Source organism: Microbaculum marinisediminis, assembly GCF_025397915.1.
Classification (GTDB): domain Bacteria; phylum Pseudomonadota; class Alphaproteobacteria; order Rhizobiales; family Tepidamorphaceae; genus Microbaculum; species Microbaculum marinisediminis.
This window is the reverse complement of sequence record NZ_JALIDZ010000004.1, coordinates 498,020-519,275: the sequence shown is the minus strand read 5'-3', so window position 1 is coordinate 519,275 and position 21,256 is coordinate 498,020. Positions and strand designations below refer to the sequence as shown.

Genomic DNA, 21,256 nt, shown 5'->3' with positions numbered 1-21,256 from the left:
GCGGTGCGGCCGGCCCGCGCGGCTCAGACGATGACCAGCAGATAGGCGGCATAGCCGCCGAGCAGCACCGCGCCTTCCGACCGGCTCAGCCGCGCGCCGGTGGCCGCGAACACGGTCATGAGCAGCATCACGCCGATCATCACGGGGATATCGAAGCGTACAACCTCCGCCGGCACCGCGATGGGGTGCGTGAGCGCGGTGACGCCGGCGATACCGAGGACGTTGAAGACGTTCGAACCGACGATGTTGCCGTAGGCGATATCGGATTGCTTGCGCATCGCGGCGACGAACGAGGTCGCGAGTTCGGGCAGCGAGGTTCCGATCGCCACGACCGTCAGGCCGATCACCGTGTCGGATACACCAGCGGTCTGGGCCAGATCGACGGCGCCGTCGACCAGCAGCCGTCCGCCCACCACAAGGCCGGCGAACCCGGCGAGAACGAGGCCGATCTCGCGCGCAACGGCGATCGCCCCGGCTTTCGGCGCGTCATTGCCGGCGCCTTCGTCGGAACCCGGCACCTTCCGTCTTTCCTGATGCCAGACCAGGATCAGGTAAACGGCAAGGCCGAGCACCAGGATCGCCCCGTCTGTCCGGGTCAGGACACCGCCCATGGTCAGCGCCGCCAGCGCGAGCGCGGCCGCCACCATGATGCCGCCGTCGCGCACGACGCTGCGGGTCGGGCAAGGGATCGGCGAGACGAGCGCGGCAATACCGATGATCAGCAGGACGTTGGCGATGTTGGAGCCGACGATGTTGCCGATGGCGATGCCGGGCGCACCGGCGAAGGCCGCCTGCAGGCTCGTCACCAGTTCCGGCATGGACGTGCCGAACCCGACGACCGTCAGGCCGATCATCAGGGGCGAAACACCCAGGCGAAGGGCGAGAAGCACCGAACCACGCACCAGAATCTCGCCGGCCAGGAACAGCAGCACCAGCCCGCCGAGCAGGAACAAAGCGGTGGTCATGGAAGCGGGCTCCGGAATGGCGTAATTCGGGATAAGCGCGGATATGTGGTGTCGCCGACACGGGCGCAAGGCCTCGGCCGGGAATTCGCCGAAGGCGCCGCGTCGCTCCCCTTCGGGTTGGACGCCGCCGGCGCGAAAGGAAAACGCCCGCCCCGCGGCGGGGCGGGCGTCATTCGAGCCCGTTCCGGCTCAGACCATGTACTGGCCGCCGTTGGCGGTCAGCGTCGAGCCGGTGATGAAGCCGGCATCGTCTGCGGCCAGGAAAACGACGCACCGCGCGATCTCCTCCGGCTCGCCGAGACGGCCGACCGGAATCTGCGCGACGATCGACTCCAGCACCTTCTCGGGAACGGCACGGACCATGTCGGTGCCGATATAGCCCGGGCAGATCGCGTTGACGGTGACGCCCTTGCGTGCGTTCTCCTGGGCCAGCGCCTTGGTGAATCCGATATCACCGGCCTTGGCGGCGGAATAGTTGGTCTGGCCCATCTGGCCCTTCTGGCCGTTGATCGACGAGATATTGACGATGCGCCCGAAGCCGCGCTCGCGCATGCCCTCGATCACCGGACGGCACATGTTGAACAGCGAACCGAGATTGGTGTCGATCACCGCCTTCCACTGCTCCACCGTCATCTTGTGCAGCGTGGTGTCGCGCGTGATCCCGGCATTGTTCACCAGGATCTCAACCGGGCCGAGTTCGGCCTCGACCCTGGCGATGCCCGCGGTGCAGGCCTCGAAGTCCGAGACGTCCCATTTGTAGACCGGGATGCCGGTTTCGTCCTTAAACTTGGCGGCGGCCTCGTCGTTGCCGCCGTAGTTGGCCGCGACCGTGTAGCCCGCGGCCTTCAGGCCCTTGCAGATGGCTTCCCCGATACCGCGCGTTCCGCCGGTGACCAGTGCAACTCGTCCCACTTTTCGTCCCTCCCTTTAAACCGACCTGTCGCGAGGCCCGCTAGACTGGAAATAGACGCGGGCCGCGCGACGGTTCGATGCGAATGCGGAGCCGTCTCCGCGGTTCAGCGCTCGACGCACATGGCGACACCCATGCCGCCGCCGATGCAAAGCGTCGCCAGGCCCTTCTTGGCGTCACGCTTCTGCATTTCGAACAGCAGCGTATTGAGCACCCGCGCGCCCGAAGCACCGATCGGATGGCCGATGGCGATGGCGCCGCCGTTGACGTTGACGATCTCCGGGTTCCAGCCGAGGTCCTTGTTGACCGCGCAGGCCTGGGCGGCGAACGCCTCGTTGGCCTCGACGAGATCCAGGTCGTCGACCGTCCAGCCGGCCTTCTCCAGCGCCTTGCGGCTCGCCGGGATCGGCCCGGTTCCCATGATCGCCGGATCGACGCCGACGCTCGCCCACGAGACGATGCGCGCCATCGGCGTGACGCCGCGCTTCGCGGCTTCCTCGGCCGACATCAGCACCACCACGGCCGCGCCGTCGTTGATGCCACTGGCATTGCCCGCCGTCACCGAACCTTCCTTGTCGAAGGCCGGCCGCAGACCGGAAAGCGAGTCGATCGTCACGCCGTCGCGGATGTACTCGTCCTGATCGACGACGACGTCGCCCTTGCGGCCCTTGATCGTCACCGGAGTAATCTCGTCCTTGAACTTGCCGGCCTTCTTCGCCGCTTCCGCCTTGTTCTGCGAGGCGACGGCGAATTCGTCCTGCTGTTCGCGGGTGATCTGCCACTGCTTGGCGACGTTCTCGGCCGTGTTGCCCATGTGATAGCCGTTGAAGGCGTCCCACAGGCCGTCCTTGATCATCGTGTCGATCATCTTGTAGTCGCCCATCTTCACGCCGGTGCGCAGATGCTCGGCGTGCGGCGCCTGGCTCATCGATTCCTGACCGCCGGCCACGACGATCCCGGCCGAGCCGTCGGCGATCTGCTGCATGCCGAGCGCCACCGCGCGCAGGCCGGAACCGCACAGCTGGTTCATGCCCCATGCGGGCGTCTCGACGGGAATGCCGGCGCCGATCGACGCCTGGCGCGCCGGGTTCTGGCCGGCGGCGGCGGTCAGGATCTGCCCCAGGATCACCTCGCCGACATCCTCCGGCGCCACGCCGGCGCGCTCGAGCGCGGCCTTGATGGCGACCGTGCCGAGATAGGACGCCGGCACCGAGGACAGCGAACCATTGAACGAGCCGACCGGGGTACGGGCGGCGCTGGCGATGACGATTTCGGCACTCATGGGATCAGATCTCCTGTTCCGGGCATCCATAGCCGGGTTCACATTCTGTGGCCTTCCGGCGTATCCGGCGCTTCCGGACCCGCTTGGAAGGGCTTGTATAGCGCAATTGCGACGACACTGCTGTCGCATCCCGCCTTGTTTGCTGCATTGCAGTGTACCGAGTCAATTCGACTTGCGCCGTCTCTTGTTGCGGCGCGGCGAAAAACGGTGGCCCGGCGGACGAAAACTTCCTATCGTGGACATCAACTAACGATTGCGGGGGGCGCCGTTCCAGACGGCAAAGACGACGATGAGCAATGCAGAACAGCCGACGGTAATCAAGAAGTACGCCAACCGGCGTCTCTACAATACCGGCACCAGCACCTACGTGACGCTCGACGATCTGGCGGAGATGGTGAAGTCCGAGGACGACTTCGTTGTCATCGACGCCAAGAGCGGCGAGGACATCACCCGTTCGGTGCTCACCCAGATCATATTCGAGCAGGAAAGCCGCGGGCCGAACCTGCTGCCGATCAACTTCCTGCGCCAGCTCATCCGGTTCTACGGCGATAGCATGCAGAACCTGGTGCCGAGCTATCTCGATTTCTCGATGAGCTCGCTGACCCGCGAGCAGGAGAAATTCCGCGATCAGATGGCCAAGACCATCGGCGCCACCGCGATCGGGGCGATGGAGGACCAGGTCCGCCGCAACATGCAGATGTTCGAAAAGGCCGTGCGCATGTTCTCGCCCTTCGGCCAGGAGGGCGGGGAGCAGCCCGCCGCAGGCATGGCCAAGGCCGAAGAACCGAAGAAGACCGGGCAGGGCGATCCAGAGATCGAGTCGCTGAAGCGCCAGCTCTCCGACGTTCAGGACCGTCTCGACCAGATTTCCAAGAAACGCTGAGGGGCCTGAGGGCCCAGCGCGGACGCCGGCTATACGGCCGCCCGGATTTCGCCCGGCGCCGGGACATCTTCCAGCATCGGGAACAGGTGGCCCTGCAGGTAGTCGACGCCGAGATCCTCGAGGATCCGGGCGTCGGTCTCCGTCGTGACCTTTTCCGCGATGGTTTCGAGCCCGATGCGCCGGGCCAGCGATACCAGCGTCGCCACGAAGAAGCGATCGTCCTCGGTCTCCGCGATCCGTTCGATGAAGGCGCCGTCGATCTTCACGATGTCCGCGCCGAGCGATCGCAGATTGCGGAACGAGGTATGCCCAGCACCGAAATCGTCGATCGCGACCCTGCATCCCAGCTCGCGCACCGACCGGACGAACCCCACCGCCCGTTCCATGTCGCGGATCGCCATGGTCTCCGTGATTTCGACGATCATCCGGTGCGCGATATCGGGATGACGGCGCAGATGCGCGTGCAGCCGACCGAACCAGCTTCCGTCATAGGCGCTCACGGCGGACACGTTGATCGACAGGACGAGGGACGAATCCCGCACCAGCCTGGAAACGGCCAGATCGAGCGTGCGGTGATCGACGAGGCGCACGATGCCCAGCCGCTCCGCCGTCTCGATGAACGCACCGGCGGCGATTTGCGAGCCGTCGTCCAGATTTATCCGGCACAGGGCCTCGTGGAAGATAGGCTTGCGGTCGCCGACGGCGACGACCGGCTGCAGCACGAGGGCGATGCGGCCCTCGTTGAGCGCGGCGACGATCTGGGCGGCGACCTGGACGTTGTGCTTGCGGTCGGCGTCGCGCTGCGGTGAGGGCTCGTAAACGACGATCCCCGCGCAGCCGCGCACCCGCGCCTCGTCGAGCGCTTCCTGGGCATGCATCATCGCGTCGTTCGCGGTGCGTCCGTGGCGTGGCAACACGACCGCGCCGACGGATACCGTGACCGCCACCGAACCGGTTCCGGTCGAGATCGGCCCGGCGCCCACGGCGCGCGAGAACCGCGCGATGGCCACGCACAGGTCCGTGTCGGAGCAGGCATTGAGGACGATACCAAGCTTGTTGCCCGACAGGCGGCCGATGCAATCGTCGGCGCGCATCTCACGGCGAATCCGCCTGGCGACGCCCGCAATCACCTCATCGGCGATGTCGAACCCATAGGCGTCGTTCAGGATGGCCAGATTATCCACCGCCACCATGGCGAAGGCCGCGCTCGACTGGTGGCGGTCGGCCGTATTGATCGCGGCCGCCAACTCCTCGATCAGCCGTGGCCGGTTCAACCCGCCGGTCAGCTCGTCCTGATCGCTGCGATAGATCAACCGTTCGTCGCGGGCACGCCGCTCGTTGACCGCGCGCACCACGCCGCGCGCCCTGGCCGGCCTGCCGTCCGGACCGGCGTACCAGCGCCCGTTGTCCTCGATCCAGAGCTCCGTCTCGTCGGGATCCTCGGTCAGCAGCCGGTACTCTATGTGGTAGGCGACGCCTTCGCCTTCGTCGCGCTGCCCCGTGGCGGTGACGGCGTCGAAGCGGCCGGGGGGGCCCTTGGGGTCGACCAACCGGGCGTAGTCGCGGCCCGACGCGATCGCATCGGGGGGAACCTTGAGCAAGTCGGGCGCCGTGTTGCTCCAGATCAGCCGATCGGTCGCAAGATCCCAGTCATAGGCCATGACGCCTACGAGCGGCAGCACCTGCGTCGGGTCCAGAAGCTCCGACGCGGAGCGACACGCACCGGTCACGGTTGACTGGTCGGCAAGTCCAGCGATCTTCGCCAAATCCTGCTCCCGTTTGGCCAGAATGTGCAAAAAAGCGGCCTGGTCCGATCGTCCATCTTCCCGCCGTTAGGTTAAAATTTCCCCAACAAACTATCTCGGGTTGCGATCACTCCGCGGCAAAATAGGGTTAATATTCCGTTAGCGGTTGGCGCGGGGCTTGCTCCTCTTCGGGCAAGGGACCGATGCCGGTCCCGATCTGAAACGGAGACAGCGAATGACGCCGACACCGTCGTCCGTCAGGCCAGACATGATCGAAATCGGGACGGTTCCAGCAATCCGGCCGGCGGCCGATCCGGGTGCGGATGACCGCGACCGGCCGTCGCGGGGCAACGCGGCGTCCACCACGCAGAGCCACCTCCCCGTCCCGGCTGGTAGACAAGAGCCACCGATTCCCGGACAGGTCTCGGCATCCCTGCGGCCGCAGGCGCCGCTCGTCGCACAGCTCATCGCGACCCATCTGGGCCTGCCTCAGACGCGCAACCTGCGCCGTGCCGGCAATGACCAGGCCCGGTCGGCCTATCGTGATGCCGCGACGCTCGGCCCGGTGGCGCCCAGCCGCCGCGATCGCCGGATCTAGAATTCCGTCCCAGGAACCGATCGCGCCCAGAAACCGCTCGTTGCCGAGAAGCCGATCGCGCCTAGAAGCCGATCGCGCAGCCATCCTTGCGCGGGTCGGAGCCGCCGATCAGAACGCCGCGGTCGCGGTCGATCAGCACCATCTGGCCGCCCCCGAGCGGCATCCGGCGCCAGCCGATCTTGTGGCCCCGCTCGGCAAGCCCGGCGGCGGTCGCCTCGGGAACGCCCGTCTCCAGCATGGTCAGCGCGCCGTCGAAGAAGGCGCGCGGTGCATCGATCGCCGCCTGCGGGTCCATGCCGAAATCGATCAGGTTTCCGAGCACGTGCGCGTGGCCGCAGGCCTGGTACTGGCCGCCCATCACCCCGAACACCGCAAGCGGCAGCCCGTCGCGCATCAACAGCCCGGGAATCAGCGTGTGCATCGGGCGCTTGCGCGGCCCGACTTGATTGGGATGGCCGGACGCGGTGACAAAGCCGCTGGCCCGGTTCTGCATCGCGACGCCGCTCGTCTCTCCCACGATCCCCGATCCGAAGGAGTCGAACAGCGAATTGATGAACGAGACAGCCAGGCCGTCCTGGTCGACCACGCAGAGATAGACCGTATCGGTGGCGTCGCGCGGGTCCACGGGACCGGGATCGGGCATGCGGCGGTCGGGCCGGATTCGCGCGGCCAGCCGGTCGACATACGCGTCTTCGAGCAGCATCGCGGCCGGGACGTCCGCCGTCTCCGGATCACTAACGAACCGGTCGCGACAGGCATAGGCAAGCCGCGCCGCCTCGAGCTCCAGATGCAGCCGCTCCGCGCCGACCGGATCGAGACCCGACAGCTCGAAGCGCGACAGGATTGACAACATCAGCAGCGCGACGATGCCCTGCCCGTTCGGTGGTAATTCGCCGACCGAAACCGAGCGATAGGGCGACAGCATCGGCTCGACCCAGTTCGCCTCCACGGCCGCCAGATCCTCCAGCGCCATACAACCGCCGCGACGAGCGATCGCGGCGATCATGTCCTCGGCCACCACCCCGGTATAGAACCCGGACGGCCCTTCGGCGGCCACCTTGCGCAACGTCGCGGCAAGCGCGGGATATCTCATCACGTCGCCGACGGACGGCGCGCGCCCCTCGGCCGTCAGGTAATGCCGGCGCCCGCCCACATCCCGCGAAAGCCGGTCGACCTCGCCGGCCCAGTCGGCGGCGACGCGCGGGGCCACCGCGATCCCGCGTTCGGCGATATCGATCGCAGGCGCCAGCGCCGCGTCGAGCCCGATCGTGCCGAACCGCTCCAGGAGTCGTGCCCAGGCATCGACGGCGCCGGGCACCGTCACCGAGCAGCCGTGGCTGCCCGCCAGAGCGTCCGGACCCGCATCGGCAACCCGTTCCGGCGTCAGCGCGGCCGGTGCCGTGCCGGAGCCGTTGAGGCCGTGCAGGGTGCCGTCCGGCTCGGCGACGATGGCGAAGCAGTCGCCGCCCATCGACGTCATGTGCGGCTCGGCCAGCGGCAGGATCGCCGCCGCGGTGATCGCCGCGTCGACGGCGTTGCCGCCACGCTTCAGGACGTCGAGCGCGGCATCGGACGCCAGCGGATGCGAGGTCGCGACAAGGCCGCCGGTGGCGTAGACCGCCGAGCGGCCGGGCTTCTGGAAGTCCCGGGTCATGCAGGTCAGGCGTCGCCGTGCGGGCCGACGGCGAAATCGCGCCGGGCCCCGCGGATCGTGATCGAGAAACCGGCGACGACATCGACGAAGGCGATCGCCGTCATCAGGAAGAAGGTGGACGTCGCGGCCCGCGGGACGAGCAGGAACTCGATGACGCAGCCGACGAAGACGACGGTCGACAGTATATGGTCGACGATCGATCCGGAACCGGTGTGGGTCGCCTTCAGGATCTCGATGAACAGGAAGACCAGCGCGACCAGCAGGAAGATGTCCGAGGCCGTCGCGGTCCAGACCGCGCCCGACGACATGGCCAGCGAGAACAGCGGCGCCTGCCAGTCGACGCCGCCGAAAACGAATTCGAGGACGTTGTAGCCGATCAACGGCAATATCATCAGCGGGACGCCGTACATGACCGGTCTCCGTCGCGAATCGCTTGGTTGGCGTTTCCTGACATCTTGCAGACCGGGGAGGCCGGGGCAAACCCCGTCTCGGCCCGCAAAACGAAAAAGGCCGGCACGAGGCCGGCCTTGTCGTTCAGTCGTGTCGAAGCGGGCGAACTCAGTCGCTGTCCTTCGGCTGCAGCACCTGACGGCCGCGATACATACCGGTCTTCAGGTCGACATGGTGCGGACGGCGCAGTTCGCCCGAGTCCTTGTCCTCGACATAGGTCGGCGCCTTCAGCGCATCGGCGGAACGCCGGTGACCGCGCTTCATCGGCGTGGTTTTCCTTTTCGGTACGGCCATTTCTCATCTCCTGCAAACGGCAACACCGCAGGCGCCCGAAGGAGCGATCCGCTCCCGGCGGCCCCGGCGAAAGTACGGAAGTCGGCAGGCTTATAGCGCCAAGTAAAGCAAAACGGAAGTCCGCATCGACGCCAAATCTCTAATTGTCCGGCTGGATGCATGTCACATAGGCGCCGGCCTGGCGGGTACGCTTTTCGACGATTCCGGCAAGATGGGCGGTGGAGCGGCCCGGTTTCACCGGGTTCCGCACCAAAGGATTGGGCAGGATCGCGGCCAGTCGCGCCGACTGGCGCAGCGACAGCTGCGCCGCCGGCACGCCGAACCAGTGCTGCGCCGCCGCCTCGGCGCCGAACACGCCCGGCCCCCATTGGACGACGTTCAAGTAAATCTCGATCATCCGCCGCTTCGACCAGACCAGATCCATGTAATAGGCCAGCGGCACCTCCAGCGCCTTGCGCACATAGCTGCGCGACTGCCACAGGAACAGGTTCTTGGCGACCTGCATGGGGATGGTGCTCGCCCCCCGCGACGCATCCGAATCGATGACCTCGCGCACCGCCGACCAGTCGACGCCGGCGTGTTCGCAGAACTTCCCGTCTTCCGACATGATGACGGCATAGGCGAGGTTCGGCGCGATGTCGGTGAGCGGCACCCACTGTTTCTTCACCGCCACCCCGGACAGGCGGGTCCAGGCCTCGAGGCTGGAGAACGGCGGCGGCACGACCGCGTAGACCGGAACCAGTACGATCGGCAGGGCGGCCAGCACCAAAGCGACGATCGCGGCCAAGCGCAGGATCCGCCGCAGCGGGCTTCGCCGCGGTTTCTTCTTTCCGCCATTCCGTTTCTGTCCCGCAGCCTTCGCCCCGCCTTTCGGGGCGGGCTTGCGGGAAGGCTTCGCCGTTGCCATCGGCTGGCAATAGCGCCTCTGCCGGTCGGCCGGCAACCTTTCCCGCGATTTCATCGAACCCGCCGCACAGCGGTTGCCATCGCCGCGCGCCTCGGCCACAGTCGCCGCGAACAGCGACAGAGTCGGGTCGGGGACACCGGAAAAGCATGGCGACAACAGACTTCGAAGCCGACCTGGCGACGACCGGAAAGCAGGTGGATGCCGCGCTCGAGGCCCTTCTCGGCGAAAGGGTCCTGCCCACGGGCCGCCTCGGCGATGCCATGCGCCACGCCGTCCTTGGCGGCGGCAAGCGGTTGCGGCCCTATGTCGTGCTGCGCAGCGCCGAACTGTTCGCCATTCCGGAAGCCGCCGCCATGCCGACGGCCTGCGCGCTGGAACTGCTGCATTGCTACAGCCTCGTCCACGACGACCTGCCGGCGATGGACGATGACGATCTGCGCCGCGGCCGGCCGACCGTTCACCGCGCCTATGACGAGGCAACCGCGATCCTCGCCGGCGACGCCCTGCTGACGCTTGCCTTCGAAGTCGTGTCCGCGCCCGCGCCGCAGGCCGATCCGGCGATTTCCGCGACGCTGGTCCACACGCTTGCCCGCGCCGCCGGGGCCACCGGCATGGCCGCGGGCCAAATCCTGGATCTCGAGGCCGAAGGCCGCTTCGACGGCGGCGAACCGTTGTCGCTGTCGGAGTCGCAGGTCAGTCATCTGCAATCGCTGAAGACCGGCGCGCTGTTCCGCTTCGCCGCCGAGGCCGGCGCGATCCTCGGCAAGGCGAGCCCGGAAGACCGCGTCCGTCTCGTCCGCTACGGCGCCGCGCTGGGCCGCGCCTTCCAGATCGCCGACGACCTGCTCGACGAGGAGGCAAGCCCGGAGGAGCTGGGAAAGGCGACCGCCAAGGATCGGGCCAGGGGCAAGGCGACATTGCCCGCCGTCATCGGCAAGGGGGCGGCGCGGGAAAAGCTCGCTGAAGCCGTATCGGCAGCGCGCGAAGCGCTCGTGCCCTATGGCGACCGGGCCTCCCGCCTGCTGGCGGCGGCCGATTTCGCGGCGACTAGACGGAATTAGGCGGCTCGGTCGGACGGGACCGATAGCGGCGCCTTGAATCAGGATGAAGACGTCTCATCTATACGGACCGGGGACGGCCCCACGCATTGCGCGACTTCCGGATGAGGACGACCTCATCGACAGCAATTGAGGTGGGATATGCCGTGGCTCTTCCTTTTCGGCGCAGGGGTCTTCGAGATCTTCTGGGCCCTCGGCCTGAAATACACTGACGGATTCACGCGGCTGTGGCCGTCGCTCGGCACCGCCGCGTCGATGGTCATCAGTTTCTTCCTGCTCGGCCTCGCGCTCCGCGACCTGCCGCTGGGCACCGCCTATGCCATCTGGACCGGGATCGGGACCGTCGGGACGGCGATCCTCGGCATGGTCCTCTTCGGCGAACCGTCGGACGCGCTGCGGCTCTTTTGCATCGGCCTGATCCTCGCCGGCATCGTCGGGCTCAAGCTGTTCACCCCGCACTGAAGCAAAGCACGGGGGCGAAGCGCCGGAGCGAAACACTCGGGCGAGGCGGACCGGTCCTATTCGGCCGCGTCCGCGCCCGTCCCTTGCCCGAAGCGGCGCTCGATGTAGTCGATCACGATCTGCTTGAAGTCGGCCGCGATGGTCGCCCCGCGCAGGGTCATCGCCTTGCTGCCGTCGATGAAGACGGGCGCGGCCGGCTGCTCGCCCGTGCCGGGCAGCGAGATGCCGATATCGGCATGCTTTGATTCGCCCGGGCCGTTGACGATGCAGCCCATCACCGCGACGTTCATCGCCTCGACGCCGGGATATGTTTCCCGCCACACCGGCATTTCGTCGCGGATGAAATCCTGGATGTCCCGCGCGAGTTCCTGGAACACCGTCGAGGTCGTCCGCCCGCAGCCGGGGCAGGCCGTGACGACGGGCACGAAGGTTCGCAGCCCCATCGTCTGCAGCATCTCCTGGGCGACCTGCACCTCCTTGGTGCGGTCGCCGCCCGGCTCCGGCGTCAGCGAGACGCGGACCGTGTCGCCGATGCCTTCCTGCAGCAGCACCGCCATGCCGGCCGTCGAGGCGACGATGCCCTTCGATCCCATGCCGGCTTCGGTGAGCCCGAGATGCAGCGCGTGGTCGCTGCGGCGCGCGAGCATCCGGTAGACGGAAATCAGGTCCTGCACCTGGCTGACCTTGGCCGACAGGATGATGCGGTCGCGCGGAAGCCCGATCGCCTCGGCCCGCTCGGCGGACAATAGCGCCGACAGCACGATCGCCTCGTGCATCACCGCGCGCGCCGACTTCGGCGTCGCGGAGGCCGCGTTCTCGTCCATCAGCCGGGTCAGCAGTTCCTGATCCAGCGAGCCCCAGTTGACGCCGATCCGCACCGGCTTGCCATATCGCAGCGCCGTCTCGATCATCGCCGAGAACTGGCGGTCGCGCTTCTCGCGAAAGCCGACATTGCCCGGATTGATCCGGTATTTGTCGAGCGCCTCGGCGCAGGCCGGATGCTCCGCCAGGAGCTTGTGGCCGATATAATGGAAGTCGCCGACGAGCGGCACGGTGACGCCGCGGGCCAGAAGCGCGTCGCGGATATGCGGCACCGCGGCGGCGGCCTCGTCGCGATCGACCGTGATCCGCACGAGCTCGGAGCCGGCTCGCGCGAGCGCGGCGACCTGGGCGACGGTACCGTCGATATCGGCGGTGTCCGTATTGGTCATCGACTGGACGACGACAGGGTGGTCGCCGCCGACGAAGACCCCGTTATCAGCGGCCCCGACCAGCACGCCGACCGTCTTGTGCCGCGGGGCGGGACCGAACTCCTCGAACTCAGCTGCGTCCATTGCGTATCGCTTCCTACTGCACCGAACCGCGCCGCGAGCCGCCGGCGCAATGGCTGCACAGGCCCTCGATCTCGACCACAGCCAGATCGGGGCTGAAATTGCTGTCCCGCGCCACCTTCGCGATCGCCGCTTCGACGTCGTCCGCCGGCGCCTCGCCGACATTGCCGCAGCCTCGGCAGATCAGGAACACCGCCCCCTCGTGCGCCGCGTCGCCGATCATGCAGGCGACATAGGCGTTGCGGCTCTCGATCCGGTGCGCGAGCCCCTGCTGAAGCAGGAAATCGAGCGCCCGGTAGACCGTGATCGGCGCCGGCCGTTTCCCGTTCTCGGCCATCATGTCGAGGATTTCATAGGCCCCCATCGGCCGATGGCTCTGCGCCAGCACGTCGAGCACCTTCTCGCGCTGGCTCGTCAGCCGGACGCCGCGGCGCCGGCACACCGCGCGCGCAACCCGCACCACGCGGTCGGCGCAGACGTCGTGATCGTGGCCGGGATTCGGGAAGTCCGACATATCGCGTTCCTTAACGCCATTTCCGGCGCCAAACCAGTGCAGGGGCTTCAGTATAGCCCGTCGGAGGCCGCGATACAGCGACGCGCCTGCTTCACGCCTTTGCTGCAGCGCAATATATCCTATGTAGTCCGTCACGGACGCGCTGCCAGTAGAAAGGGCTTTGAATGACTCTCAAGGGTAAATCCGCCGTCGTCACCGGCTCCACCTCCGGCATCGGCCACGCCATCGCAAACGCCCTGGCCAGCCATGGCGCCAATATCACGCTCAACGGGTTCGGCGACCCGGCGGAGATCGAGGCGACGCGAAGCGAGATGGCGGACAAGCACAAGGTCGAGGTTCGCCATTCGCCGGCCGACATGACCAGGCCCGACGAGATCGCCGCCATGATCGCCGACGCGGAAAAGGCGTTCGGCGCCGTCGACATCCTCGTCAACAATGCCGGCATCCAGTTCGTCTCGCCGGTAGAGGACTTTCCCGTCGAGAAATGGGACGCGATCATCGCGATCAACCTGTCCGCCGCCTTTCACGGCATGCGCGCCGCGGTTCCCGGCATGAAGGAACGCGGCTGGGGTCGTATCATCAACACCGGATCGGCCCACGCCCTCGTCGCCTCGCCGTACAAGGCCGCCTATGTGGCGGCCAAGCACGGCCTCGCCGGCCTCACCAAGACGGTGGCCCTGGAGACCGCCGAGCACGGCATCACGGTCAACACCATCTGCCCCGGCTACGTCTGGACCCCGCTCGTCGAGAAGCAGGTCCCCGATACCGCCAGGGCCCGCGGCATCAGCGAGGAGGCGGTCAAGCGGGACGTCCTGCTCGCCGCCCAGCCGACCAAGGAGTTCGTCACCGTGGACGAGGTCGCCGACATCGCGGTGTTCCTGTGTTCCGACGGCGCCCGCTCGATCACCGGCTCGCTGCTGCCGGTCGACGGCGGCTGGACGGCGCAGTAGCCCGATGGCCGCCCGAAAGGCCACCGCCAAAGGCGCACGGGCCGCGCAGCCGGCGAAGCCGGCGCCGAAGCTCTTCGACATCGACGCCCCCGTCGACGCGCACACGCCGATCAATCTCGCCCTGCAGGGCGGCGGCGCGCACGGCGCCTTCACCTGGGGTGTGCTCGACTGGATCCTGGAGCGGGGTCCTCTGAAGATCGACGGCATCAGCGGCACGAGCGCCGGCGCCATGAACGCCGTCGCCCTGGTGTCGGGCTATCACAAGGGCGGCCCCGACGGAGCGCGGCGGGCGCTGGAGGACTATTGGCGCGCGGTCAGCCGCAGCTCGCGGATGTCGCCGGTCCAGCGCACCGTCGTCGACCGGATGATGGGCAACTGGAGCCTGGACTGGTCGCCCGGCTTCATGATGGTCGATCTCATCAGCCGTTTCGTGTCGCCCTACGAGTTCAACCCGCTCAATCTCAACCCGCTGAAGGACCTGCTCGAGGAGATCGTCGATTTCGACGCGGTCCGCGCCTGCGACTCCGTCCGGCTGTTCCTGTCGGCGACGAATGTGCGCACCGGCAAGGTGAAGCTCTTCCATAACCGGGAGATCACGGCCGACCACGTGATGGCCTCGGCCTGCATCCCCCTGATGTTCCAGGCCGTCGAGATCGACGGCGTTCCCTACTGGGACGGAGGGTACTCCGGCAACCCGGCGCTGTGGCCGTTCTTCTACGAGACCGAGGCCCGCGACCTGCTGCTGATCCAGATCAACCCGATCGAACGGCCGGAAACGCCGAAATCCGCCCGCGAGATCCTCAATCGCATGAACGAGATCACGTTCAACTCCTCGCTCCTCAAGGAGCTGAGGGCGATCGAGTTCGTCGACCGGCTGGTCGAACAGGGCGTCTTGCCGGCTGACCGCTACCGGCAGATCCGCGTTCACGTGATCGACGGCGGCGAATCCCTGAACGGCCTGACCGCCTCCAGCAAGTTCAACGCCGAGTGGAAGTTTCTTACCTTCCTGCGCGACAGGGGCCGCGCCGCCGCCGAGCGCTTCGTCGAGCAGTTCCATCAGAACCGCGGCGAACAATCGACCGCCGACATGCGCCGCATATTCGAGTAGCGAGGCGAGGACGCACGCGAGACATCGGAATTCGCTCGCGCGGGGTTGGCCGGCGTGCGCCCGCGTGCTGAAATCGGCGCATGACAGCAATCGAGATCCGTGTCGCCGATATCACGACGCTGCCCGTCGACGCGATCGTCAACGCGGCGAACGAGGCGTTGCTGCCCGGCGGCGGCGTCTGCGGCGCGATCCACCGCGCCGCCGGTCCCGGGCTCGCCGAGGAATGCCGGACGATCGGCCATTGCCCGACCGGCGAGGCGCGCATCACCGGCGGCTACCACCTGCCCGCCGGCCACGTCATCCATACGGTCGGCCCCGTCTGGCACGGCGGCTCTGCCGGCGAGGACGCGTTGCTGGCAGGCTGCTACCAGACGTCCCTGGACCTCGCCAGAGACCATGACCTGAGATCCGTCGCCTTTCCGGCGATCTCGACGGGCATCTTCGGCTTCCCGCCCGACCGTGCCGCGGAGATCGCGGTCCGGACGGTGCACGAGGTGGCCGAAGCCGCGCCGGACGCCTTCGACCGCATCGTCCTGTGCTGTTTCGACGAGGCGTCGGCGAAGCGACACGAGCAGGCGGCCGAAGAAGCCTCCATTCCTGCAACCCGCCTATGACGAGGGGACCACTTCCATCCTGGCCGCGCCCGGCTAGGATGGCGGTCCTTTTTCGCCGGACGGGAAATGATGACAGAAGAAAAACGGCAGAACACCGGCCCGCTCGCGGGCATCCGCATCCTTGACCTCACCCGCATCCTGGCCGGGCCGACCTGCACCCAGCTCCTGGGCGACCTCGGCGCCGACGTGATCAAGATCGAGCGGCCCGGCGAAGGCGACGACACCCGCAAGTGGGGTCCGCCCTACGTCAAGGACGCCGACGGCCGGGATACCGCCGAAAGCGCGTACTACCTGTCGGCCAATCGCAACAAGCGCTCGCTCGCCGTCGATGTCGCAAGGCCCGAGGGCGCAGCGCTGGTGAAGCGGCTGGCCGCGAAATGCGACGCCTTCGTCGAGAACTTCAAGGTCGGCGGGCTGGCGAAGTACGGTCTCGCCTACGACGACCTGAAGGACGAGCTGCCGGGTCTGGTCTATTGCTCGATCACCGGCTTCGGCCAGACCGGCCCGAACCGGATGCGCGCCGGCTACGACTATCTGGCGCAGGGCATGGGCGGCATCATGTCGATCACCGGCGTGCCCGGCACCGAGCCGGTCAAGGTCGGCGTCGCCATCGCCGACGTGATGTGCGGCATGTATGCCTCCACCGCGATCCTCGCCGCGCTGCGCCACCGCGACGCCACGGGCCAGGGCCAGTACATCGACATCGGCCTGGTCGACACCCAGGTCGCCTGGCTGATCAACGAAGGCACCAACTACCTCACCTCCGGACAGGTGCCGGTCCAGCGCGGCAACGCCCACGCCAATATCGTGCCCTATCAGGTGTTCGAGACCGTGGACGGCCATGTCATCGTCGCCGTCGGCAACGACAGCCAGTATCGGCGCTTCTGCGATTTTCTCGGCGCCCCGGAGCTTGCCGAGGAGCCGTACGCGACCAACAGCGCCCGCGTCTCCCATCGCGACGAACTGGTGCCTAAGATCGCCGAACGGCTCAAGACCCGCAAACGCGACGACATCCTTAAGGGCCTGGAGGAACGGGGCGTGCCGGCCGGGCCGGTCAACACCATCGCCGACGCCTTCGCCGAGCCGCAGGTCGCCGCGCGCGACATGAAGATCGCGATGGATCATCCGCTCGCCGGGTCCGGCGCCGTGGATCTGATCGGCAATCCGCTGAAACTGTCGGAGACGCCCGTCAGCTATCGCAATCCGCCGCCGTATCTCGGACAGCATACCGACGATGTGCTGGCGGACGTGCTGGGCCTCGATGCGGCCGAACGCGACAAGCTGCGCGATTCCGGCGTGATCTGAGCTAGGATTCGCGTCGGTTCACTGATTCGACGGCCAAAGGGCCGCTCAATGCTCGACGCGCATCCTGTCCTGCTCGGTACGATCGGCAGCCTGCTCGCCGGGGCGATGACGTCCGTCGGCGCGCTGCCGGTGTTCTTCGGCCGGGACATTTCCACGCGAACGCAGGATGCCCTGCTCGGGTTCGCCGCCGGCGTCATGCTGGCCGCCTCGTTCTTCTCGCTGATCATTCCCGGCCTCGACTCCGCCGGGCAGCTTTACGACAGTACGTTCGCGGCCGCGACGATCTGCGTCGGCGGCCTCGTTCTCGGCGTCGCCACGATCGCCTGGATCAACGAATCCGTCCCGCACGAGCACTTCCTGCTCGGCCCGGAAGGGCCGGCCTCGCCGAGCCTCAGGAAGATCTGGCTGTTCGTGATCGCCATCACGATCCACAACTTCCCCGAAGGCCTGGCGGTCGGTATCGGTTTCGGCGCCGGCGATTTCGCCAACGGGCTGTCGCTCGCCACCGGCATCGGGCTGCAGAATGCGCCGGAGGGCCTTGCGGTCGCCGTCGCGCTGGCCTCGCAGGGCTATTCGCGAACGAGCGCCTTTCTGATCGCGTCGGCGACCGGAATCGTCGAGCCGGTCGGCGGACTGCTGGGCGCCGGCGCGGTTTATGTTTCGCAACCGCTCCTGCCATGGGGCCTCGCCTTCGCCGCCGGCGCCATGCTCTACGTCATCAGCCACGAGATCATCCCGGAGACGCACAGCCGGGGAAACCAGAACCAGGCCACCGCCGGTCTGGTGGTCGGCCTTGTGGTCATGATGTTCCTCGACGTGACGCTCGGCTGAGGTCAGCGAGGTCCGCGGTCGCCGCTCGGTCTGCTAGACCGCGTCGTCGAAGCCGGTCAGCACGTTGACGGCGTTGATGCCGATCTCGTCGACCGCGTAGCCGCCCTCCATCAGGATCACGGTCGGCAGGCCCAACCCGGCCATCGTCTTGCCGATATCCAGATAGTCGGGGCTCTTCAGCTTGAATTGGGAGATCGGGTCCTTCTCGAACGTGTCGACTCCGAGCGACACGACGACGGCGTCCGGCGCGTAGGAGGCGACCTCGTGGCAGGCATCCTTCAGCGCCTGCCCCCAGGCGTCGTAAGCCGTGCCCCATTCCATCGGATAGTTGACGTTGTAGCCTTCGCCCCGCCCGGCCCCGATCTCGTCGGCATAGCCCAGGAAATAGGGATACTCCTGCCTGGGATCGCCGTGCAGCGACAGGAACTGAACGTCGGCGCGCTCGTAGAAGATCGACTGCGTGCCGTTGCCGTGATGATAGTCGATGTCGAGGACGGAAATCCTCTGGGCGCCCTGGTCGCGCAGCCACTGGGCGGCGATCGCGGCGTTGTTGAGGAAGCAGTAGCCGCCGCAATAGTCGGCGGCGGCGTGATGGCCCGGCGGGCGGCACAGGCCGAAGGCCACCCGCTCGCCATCCTTGACCAGCCGCGCCGCCGTCAGCGCCACGTTGGCGCTCGCCCGGACCGCCGGCCAGGTGCCTGCGGTGATCGGCGCGCCGGCGTCGAACGAGAAGTAGGAGAGCTTGCCGTCGATATCCTCCGGCTCGATCGCGCGCAGGCCGCGCACCGGCCAGACGAGCGGCAGCGCGTCCCACTCCCGGCCCGTCTCCTTCCACATGTCCCACGCCGACTCGAGGAACGCGAGGTAGCGCCCGTCATGTACCCGCGCCAGCGGCGCGACCCCGAAATCCTCCGGCGCCAGGATCTCGCCGAGCCCCACCTCCCTGACCCGCGCCAGGATGATGTCGGCGCGCTGCGGCCGTTCGTGCGCGGGCATCAATGTCCCGTCGACCAGCTCCTTCTTCGCGGCATGAAGGCGGTGATCGTCGGAGTAGACGGTTTTCATGGATCGGGATCCTCGGCTCGGCTGCGTCCGGCCCTGTCTAGCGAATTCAGGCGGGCGCGCCCAGCCGCGCCGCCACATTAGCCGAGAAACAATCGAAACGGTCAGCGGCCGAACGGAAACGTCGGCGACGTCGTTCTGCAAACCGCATCCGGTTTGCTCGCGCCCCGTCCCGACACGGGGAGTGGCCCAACACGAGGAAAGGCACACACGACATGAACCAGATGTTTCGAGCGGATACCGACCGGGCCCAGGAATTCGAGGGCCGTGTGATCGGCATGATCAACGACGGCGCCCTGTGCCTGACGGTGGCGATCGGCCATCGCACCGGCCTGTTCGACACGATGGCGGGCATGGCGTGGGCGAACAGCGCCGAAATCGCCAAAGCCGCCGACCTGCAGGAGCGATACGTGCGCGAATGGCTGGGCGCCATGACCGTCGGGCGTATCGTCGACCACGATCCCGACACCGGCACGTACCGGCTTCCGGACGAACATGCCCGCGTTCTCACACGCGATGGCGAGGGCGACAACATGGCGGTCGCGGCGCAGATCATTCCGGTTCTGGCCGGCGTCGAGACGGACATCGTCGACTGCTTCCGCGAGGGCGGCGGGGTGCCTTACGAGAGGTTCGAGCGCTTCCACGAGGTGATGATGGAGGACTCGAACCAGACGGTCGTTCCCAACCTCGTCGACAAGATCCTGCCCCTCGTCGACGGGCTGGTCGGCAAGCTGGAGAGGGGCATCCGGGTGCTCGACGTCGGCTGCGGCCGCGGCCGCGCCCTCAACAGTCTTGCCGCCGCCTTCCCGAACTCCACCTTCGTCGGCTACGACCTGTCGGACGACGCCATTGCCTTTGCCCGCGCGGAAGCCCGGCAGCAGGGCAGCACCAACGTCGCGTTCTACAGCCGCGACGTCACCGATCTCGAGGCGACCGTCGAGGCGGCCGCGTTCGACCTCGTGCTGACCTTCGATGCCATCCACGACCAGGCCGATCCGATGGCGGTGCTGCGCGGTATCCGCCGGGCCCTGAAGCACGATGGCGTCTACATCTGCCAGGACATCAGGGGCTCGCACCATCATCACGGCAACATGGACCACCCGCTGGCGCCGTTTCTCTACACGGTCTCGACCATGCACTGCATGACCGTATCGCTCGCCCAGGGCGGCGAGGGCCTCGGCACCATGTGGGGGTGCGAGACGGCCCTGTCCTACATGGCCGATGCCGGCTTCTCGTCCGTGACACAGTACGAGCTCGAGCACGACATCATGAACGTCTACTACGTCTGCCGCCCCTGAGCCGTGGTGGACGCCCCGCCATCGGGCGCAGGCGGCGATCGTCCCGGGAAAGCTGCTATCGTTGGCTTCCCGGGAATGGTCGTCGCCTGTCCGACAGTCGTCTACGCGCTCGACACGCTGACGTGCTTGGCGCTCCAGGCACCGGGCCAGACCTCGGCGGCACCTGCCCGCTTCTGGCGGATGACGCCGATCGGAATGTCGCGGGCGATCAGGAACGGTCCGTCGCCCTGATTGCCGTCGACCACGTCGGTGTCGACCGGGCCGATCGTCGAATGGATGCCGGTGAAGCCGAGCTCGGTCTCGCAGGGCATGTAGACGGCGCATCCCGAGACGTTCTGGTCGTTCTGGGTGGTTCCCGGCGCCGCACCGACGCAGCCGGTCACGGCGACCGCGCTCATCAGCTCCACCGCGCGCGCCTTGGCACAGCCGAACACGCGGCTGTAGCCCGAAAGATAATAGGTCATCGACGGCACCATCAGGAGATCGACGTTCTGCGGCGCGAGCAGGCTTGACAGCGCCGGCATCTCGACGTCGAGGCAGACAAGCATGGCAAGCCGCAGACCCTCCCACTCGACGATGCGGATCTCGTCTCCGGTCGCAAGGTGCCAGCTGTCCGGGTCCTGTTCGCCCGGCGTCAGCGCCAGCTTGTCCTGGTGGATGGCGCGGCCGTCCGGCAACAGCAGCCAGGCGCGGTTGCGGCAGCCCTCCTCCGCCCGCCAGGGCATCGTGCCCGCCAGCAGCGCCACACCGTACTTTTCCGGCAGCGGCTTCAACAGCGCCAGCGCCTCGGCGGCCTGGTCCGCCATCCAGCCGATTTCCTCGGTCGGCTTCAGCCCCTCCGGCTTGAAGCTCAGCCACTGTTCGGCGGCGTATTCGGGCATCACCAGGATCTTCGCCCCGGCGTCCGCCGCCTCCGCCATCTTGGCCTCGACGCGCGCCGCCCAGCCGGCGAGCCCGTTTACCGGCACGGACAGATTGGTCGCCCACAGGGCAATGGTGAGTGTGTCGTTCACGTCTGGCTCTGCCTCCGTCGTC

Annotated in this window: 22 protein-coding genes; 10 read left to right on the top strand and 12 right to left on the bottom strand. The window is 67.3% G+C overall.

Features of this window, described 5'->3' with window-relative positions; translation table 11 throughout:
- Positions 1-23: 23 nt before the first annotated feature.
- The 3 genes from MUB46_RS11330 to MUB46_RS11320 form a co-directional block, all read right to left on the bottom strand.
- Positions 24-965 (bottom strand): calcium/sodium antiporter, encoded by a 942-nt coding sequence (locus tag MUB46_RS11330; RefSeq protein ID WP_261616007.1) that lies wholly within the window; start codon positions 963-965, stop codon positions 24-26.
- A gap of 189 nt (positions 966-1,154) precedes the next feature.
- Entirely contained in the window at positions 1,155-1,877 is a 723-nt protein-coding gene (phbB, locus tag MUB46_RS11325; protein ID WP_261616006.1) for a beta-ketoacyl-ACP reductase, read from the bottom strand.
- Positions 1,878-1,981: 104 nt separating this feature from the next.
- Positions 1,982-3,157: an acetyl-CoA C-acetyltransferase gene (locus tag MUB46_RS11320; RefSeq protein WP_261616005.1), complete on the bottom strand. Its 1,176-nt coding sequence runs from the start codon at positions 3,155-3,157 to the stop codon at positions 1,982-1,984.
- A 289-nt stretch (positions 3,158-3,446) separates the two neighbouring features.
- Between MUB46_RS11320 and phaR the strand changes: the two genes are divergently transcribed.
- Complete coding sequence (gene phaR / locus MUB46_RS11315; protein ID WP_261616004.1) at positions 3,447-4,040, top strand: polyhydroxyalkanoate synthesis repressor PhaR; 594 nt, start codon at positions 3,447-3,449, stop codon at positions 4,038-4,040.
- Between the two features lie 29 nt (positions 4,041-4,069).
- Here the strand turns inward: phaR and MUB46_RS11310 are convergent, their stop codons facing one another.
- Positions 4,070-5,806, bottom strand: coding sequence for a phosphodiesterase (locus tag MUB46_RS11310; protein ID WP_261616003.1), 1,737 nt, complete (start codon positions 5,804-5,806; stop codon positions 4,070-4,072).
- A 214-nt stretch (positions 5,807-6,020) separates the two neighbouring features.
- On the opposite strand from MUB46_RS11310, the gene MUB46_RS11305 reads away from it, so the two are divergent.
- Positions 6,021-6,383 (top strand): hypothetical protein, encoded by a 363-nt coding sequence (locus tag MUB46_RS11305; protein WP_261616002.1) that lies wholly within the window; start codon positions 6,021-6,023, stop codon positions 6,381-6,383.
- Positions 6,384-6,444: 61 nt separating this feature from the next.
- On the opposite strand, the gene MUB46_RS11300 is transcribed toward MUB46_RS11305, so the two are convergent.
- The 4 genes from MUB46_RS11300 to mtgA form a co-directional block, all read right to left on the bottom strand.
- Entirely contained in the window at positions 6,445-8,037 is a 1,593-nt protein-coding gene (locus MUB46_RS11300; RefSeq protein ID WP_261616001.1) for a gamma-glutamyltransferase family protein, read from the bottom strand.
- 5 nt (positions 8,038-8,042) lie between these two features.
- The gene (locus tag MUB46_RS11295) at positions 8,043-8,447 is read right to left on the bottom strand and encodes a hypothetical protein (protein ID WP_261616000.1); all 405 of its coding nucleotides are present in this window, start codon (positions 8,445-8,447) and stop codon (positions 8,043-8,045) included.
- Between the two features lie 148 nt (positions 8,448-8,595).
- The gene (gene rpmF, locus MUB46_RS11290; RefSeq protein ID WP_261615999.1) at positions 8,596-8,781 is read right to left on the bottom strand and encodes a 50S ribosomal protein L32; all 186 of its coding nucleotides are present in this window, start codon (positions 8,779-8,781) and stop codon (positions 8,596-8,598) included.
- Positions 8,782-8,920: 139 nt separating this feature from the next.
- Positions 8,921-9,574, bottom strand: coding sequence for a monofunctional biosynthetic peptidoglycan transglycosylase (gene mtgA, locus MUB46_RS11285; protein WP_425256257.1), 654 nt, complete (start codon positions 9,572-9,574; stop codon positions 8,921-8,923).
- Positions 9,575-9,834: 260 nt separating this feature from the next.
- On the opposite strand from mtgA, the gene MUB46_RS11280 reads away from it, so the two are divergent.
- Positions 9,835-10,749, top strand: a complete 915-nt coding sequence (locus MUB46_RS11280; protein ID WP_261615997.1) for a polyprenyl synthetase family protein — start codon at positions 9,835-9,837, stop codon at positions 10,747-10,749.
- A 138-nt stretch (positions 10,750-10,887) separates the two neighbouring features.
- Positions 10,888-11,208, top strand: coding sequence for a quaternary ammonium compound efflux SMR transporter SugE (sugE, locus tag MUB46_RS11275; protein ID WP_261615996.1), 321 nt, complete (start codon positions 10,888-10,890; stop codon positions 11,206-11,208).
- A gap of 56 nt (positions 11,209-11,264) precedes the next feature.
- Here sugE and ispG read toward each other — a convergent pair whose 3' ends face one another.
- Positions 11,265-12,542: a flavodoxin-dependent (E)-4-hydroxy-3-methylbut-2-enyl-diphosphate synthase gene (gene ispG, locus MUB46_RS11270; protein ID WP_261615995.1), complete on the bottom strand. Its 1,278-nt coding sequence runs from the start codon at positions 12,540-12,542 to the stop codon at positions 11,265-11,267.
- A 13-nt stretch (positions 12,543-12,555) separates the two neighbouring features.
- Positions 12,556-13,053: a Fur family transcriptional regulator gene (locus tag MUB46_RS11265; protein ID WP_261615994.1), complete on the bottom strand. Its 498-nt coding sequence runs from the start codon at positions 13,051-13,053 to the stop codon at positions 12,556-12,558.
- A 164-nt stretch (positions 13,054-13,217) separates the two neighbouring features.
- Here MUB46_RS11265 and MUB46_RS11260 point away from each other — a divergent pair, with 164 nt between their 5' ends.
- From MUB46_RS11260 to MUB46_RS11240, 5 genes are all read left to right on the top strand, one after another.
- Positions 13,218-14,003 carry a 3-hydroxybutyrate dehydrogenase gene (locus tag MUB46_RS11260; protein WP_261615993.1) on the top strand — a complete coding sequence of 262 codons (786 nt, stop codon included), beginning with the start codon at positions 13,218-13,220 and terminating at the stop codon, positions 14,001-14,003.
- A gap of 4 nt (positions 14,004-14,007) precedes the next feature.
- Positions 14,008-15,111: a patatin-like phospholipase family protein gene (locus tag MUB46_RS11255; RefSeq protein ID WP_261615992.1), complete on the top strand. Its 1,104-nt coding sequence runs from the start codon at positions 14,008-14,010 to the stop codon at positions 15,109-15,111.
- 80 nt (positions 15,112-15,191) lie between these two features.
- Positions 15,192-15,725 (top strand): O-acetyl-ADP-ribose deacetylase, encoded by a 534-nt coding sequence (locus MUB46_RS11250; RefSeq protein WP_261615991.1) that lies wholly within the window; start codon positions 15,192-15,194, stop codon positions 15,723-15,725.
- Positions 15,726-15,794: 69 nt separating this feature from the next.
- Entirely contained in the window at positions 15,795-17,030 is a 1,236-nt protein-coding gene (locus tag MUB46_RS11245) for a CaiB/BaiF CoA transferase family protein (protein ID WP_261615990.1), read from the top strand.
- 48 nt (positions 17,031-17,078) lie between these two features.
- Positions 17,079-17,861 (top strand): ZIP family metal transporter, encoded by a 783-nt coding sequence (locus MUB46_RS11240; RefSeq protein WP_261615989.1) that lies wholly within the window; start codon positions 17,079-17,081, stop codon positions 17,859-17,861.
- Positions 17,862-17,894: 33 nt separating this feature from the next.
- Here the strand turns inward: MUB46_RS11240 and MUB46_RS11235 are convergent, their stop codons facing one another.
- Positions 17,895-18,926, bottom strand: coding sequence for a histone deacetylase family protein (locus MUB46_RS11235; RefSeq protein WP_261615988.1), 1,032 nt, complete (start codon positions 18,924-18,926; stop codon positions 17,895-17,897).
- 212 nt (positions 18,927-19,138) lie between these two features.
- Between MUB46_RS11235 and MUB46_RS11230 the strand changes: the two genes are divergently transcribed.
- A complete protein-coding gene (locus MUB46_RS11230; protein ID WP_261615987.1) occupies positions 19,139-20,221 on the top strand; it encodes a class I SAM-dependent methyltransferase in 1,083 nt (360 codons plus the stop codon).
- A 101-nt stretch (positions 20,222-20,322) separates the two neighbouring features.
- Here MUB46_RS11230 and MUB46_RS11225 read toward each other — a convergent pair whose 3' ends face one another.
- Positions 20,323-21,234, bottom strand: coding sequence for a nitrilase-related carbon-nitrogen hydrolase (locus tag MUB46_RS11225; RefSeq protein WP_261615986.1), 912 nt, complete (start codon positions 21,232-21,234; stop codon positions 20,323-20,325).
- Positions 21,235-21,256: the final 22 nt, after the last annotated feature.

Bases quoted from the DNA above. Each gene is read 5' to 3' on its own strand.
- MUB46_RS11330 (WP_261616007.1), bottom strand. From the start codon at position 965: ATGACCACCGCTTTGTTCCTGCTCGGCGGGCTGGTGCTGCTGTTCCTG.
- MUB46_RS11320 (WP_261616005.1), bottom strand. From the start codon at position 3,157: ATGAGTGCCGAAATCGTCATCGCCAGCGCCGCCCGTACCCCGGTCGGC.
- phaR (WP_261616004.1), top strand. From the start codon at position 3,447: ATGAGCAATGCAGAACAGCCGACGGTAATCAAGAAGTACGCCAACCGG.
- MUB46_RS11305 (WP_261616002.1), top strand. From the start codon at position 6,021: ATGACGCCGACACCGTCGTCCGTCAGGCCAGACATGATCGAAATCGGG.
- MUB46_RS11300 (WP_261616001.1), bottom strand. From the start codon at position 8,037: ATGACCCGGGACTTCCAGAAGCCCGGCCGCTCGGCGGTCTACGCCACC.
- MUB46_RS11295 (WP_261616000.1), bottom strand. From the start codon at position 8,447: ATGTACGGCGTCCCGCTGATGATATTGCCGTTGATCGGCTACAACGTC.
- rpmF (WP_261615999.1), bottom strand. From the start codon at position 8,781: ATGGCCGTACCGAAAAGGAAAACCACGCCGATGAAGCGCGGTCACCGG.
- MUB46_RS11280 (WP_261615997.1), top strand. From the start codon at position 9,835: ATGGCGACAACAGACTTCGAAGCCGACCTGGCGACGACCGGAAAGCAG.
- sugE (WP_261615996.1), top strand. From the start codon at position 10,888: ATGCCGTGGCTCTTCCTTTTCGGCGCAGGGGTCTTCGAGATCTTCTGG.
- ispG (WP_261615995.1), bottom strand. From the start codon at position 12,542: ATGGACGCAGCTGAGTTCGAGGAGTTCGGTCCCGCCCCGCGGCACAAG.
- MUB46_RS11265 (WP_261615994.1), bottom strand. From the start codon at position 13,053: ATGTCGGACTTCCCGAATCCCGGCCACGATCACGACGTCTGCGCCGAC.
- MUB46_RS11260 (WP_261615993.1), top strand. From the start codon at position 13,218: ATGACTCTCAAGGGTAAATCCGCCGTCGTCACCGGCTCCACCTCCGGC.
- MUB46_RS11255 (WP_261615992.1), top strand. From the start codon at position 14,008: ATGGCCGCCCGAAAGGCCACCGCCAAAGGCGCACGGGCCGCGCAGCCG.
- MUB46_RS11250 (WP_261615991.1), top strand. From the start codon at position 15,192: ATGACAGCAATCGAGATCCGTGTCGCCGATATCACGACGCTGCCCGTC.
- MUB46_RS11245 (WP_261615990.1), top strand. From the start codon at position 15,795: ATGACAGAAGAAAAACGGCAGAACACCGGCCCGCTCGCGGGCATCCGC.
- MUB46_RS11240 (WP_261615989.1), top strand. From the start codon at position 17,079: ATGCTCGACGCGCATCCTGTCCTGCTCGGTACGATCGGCAGCCTGCTC.
- MUB46_RS11235 (WP_261615988.1), bottom strand. From the start codon at position 18,926: ATGAAAACCGTCTACTCCGACGATCACCGCCTTCATGCCGCGAAGAAG.
- MUB46_RS11230 (WP_261615987.1), top strand. From the start codon at position 19,139: ATGAACCAGATGTTTCGAGCGGATACCGACCGGGCCCAGGAATTCGAG.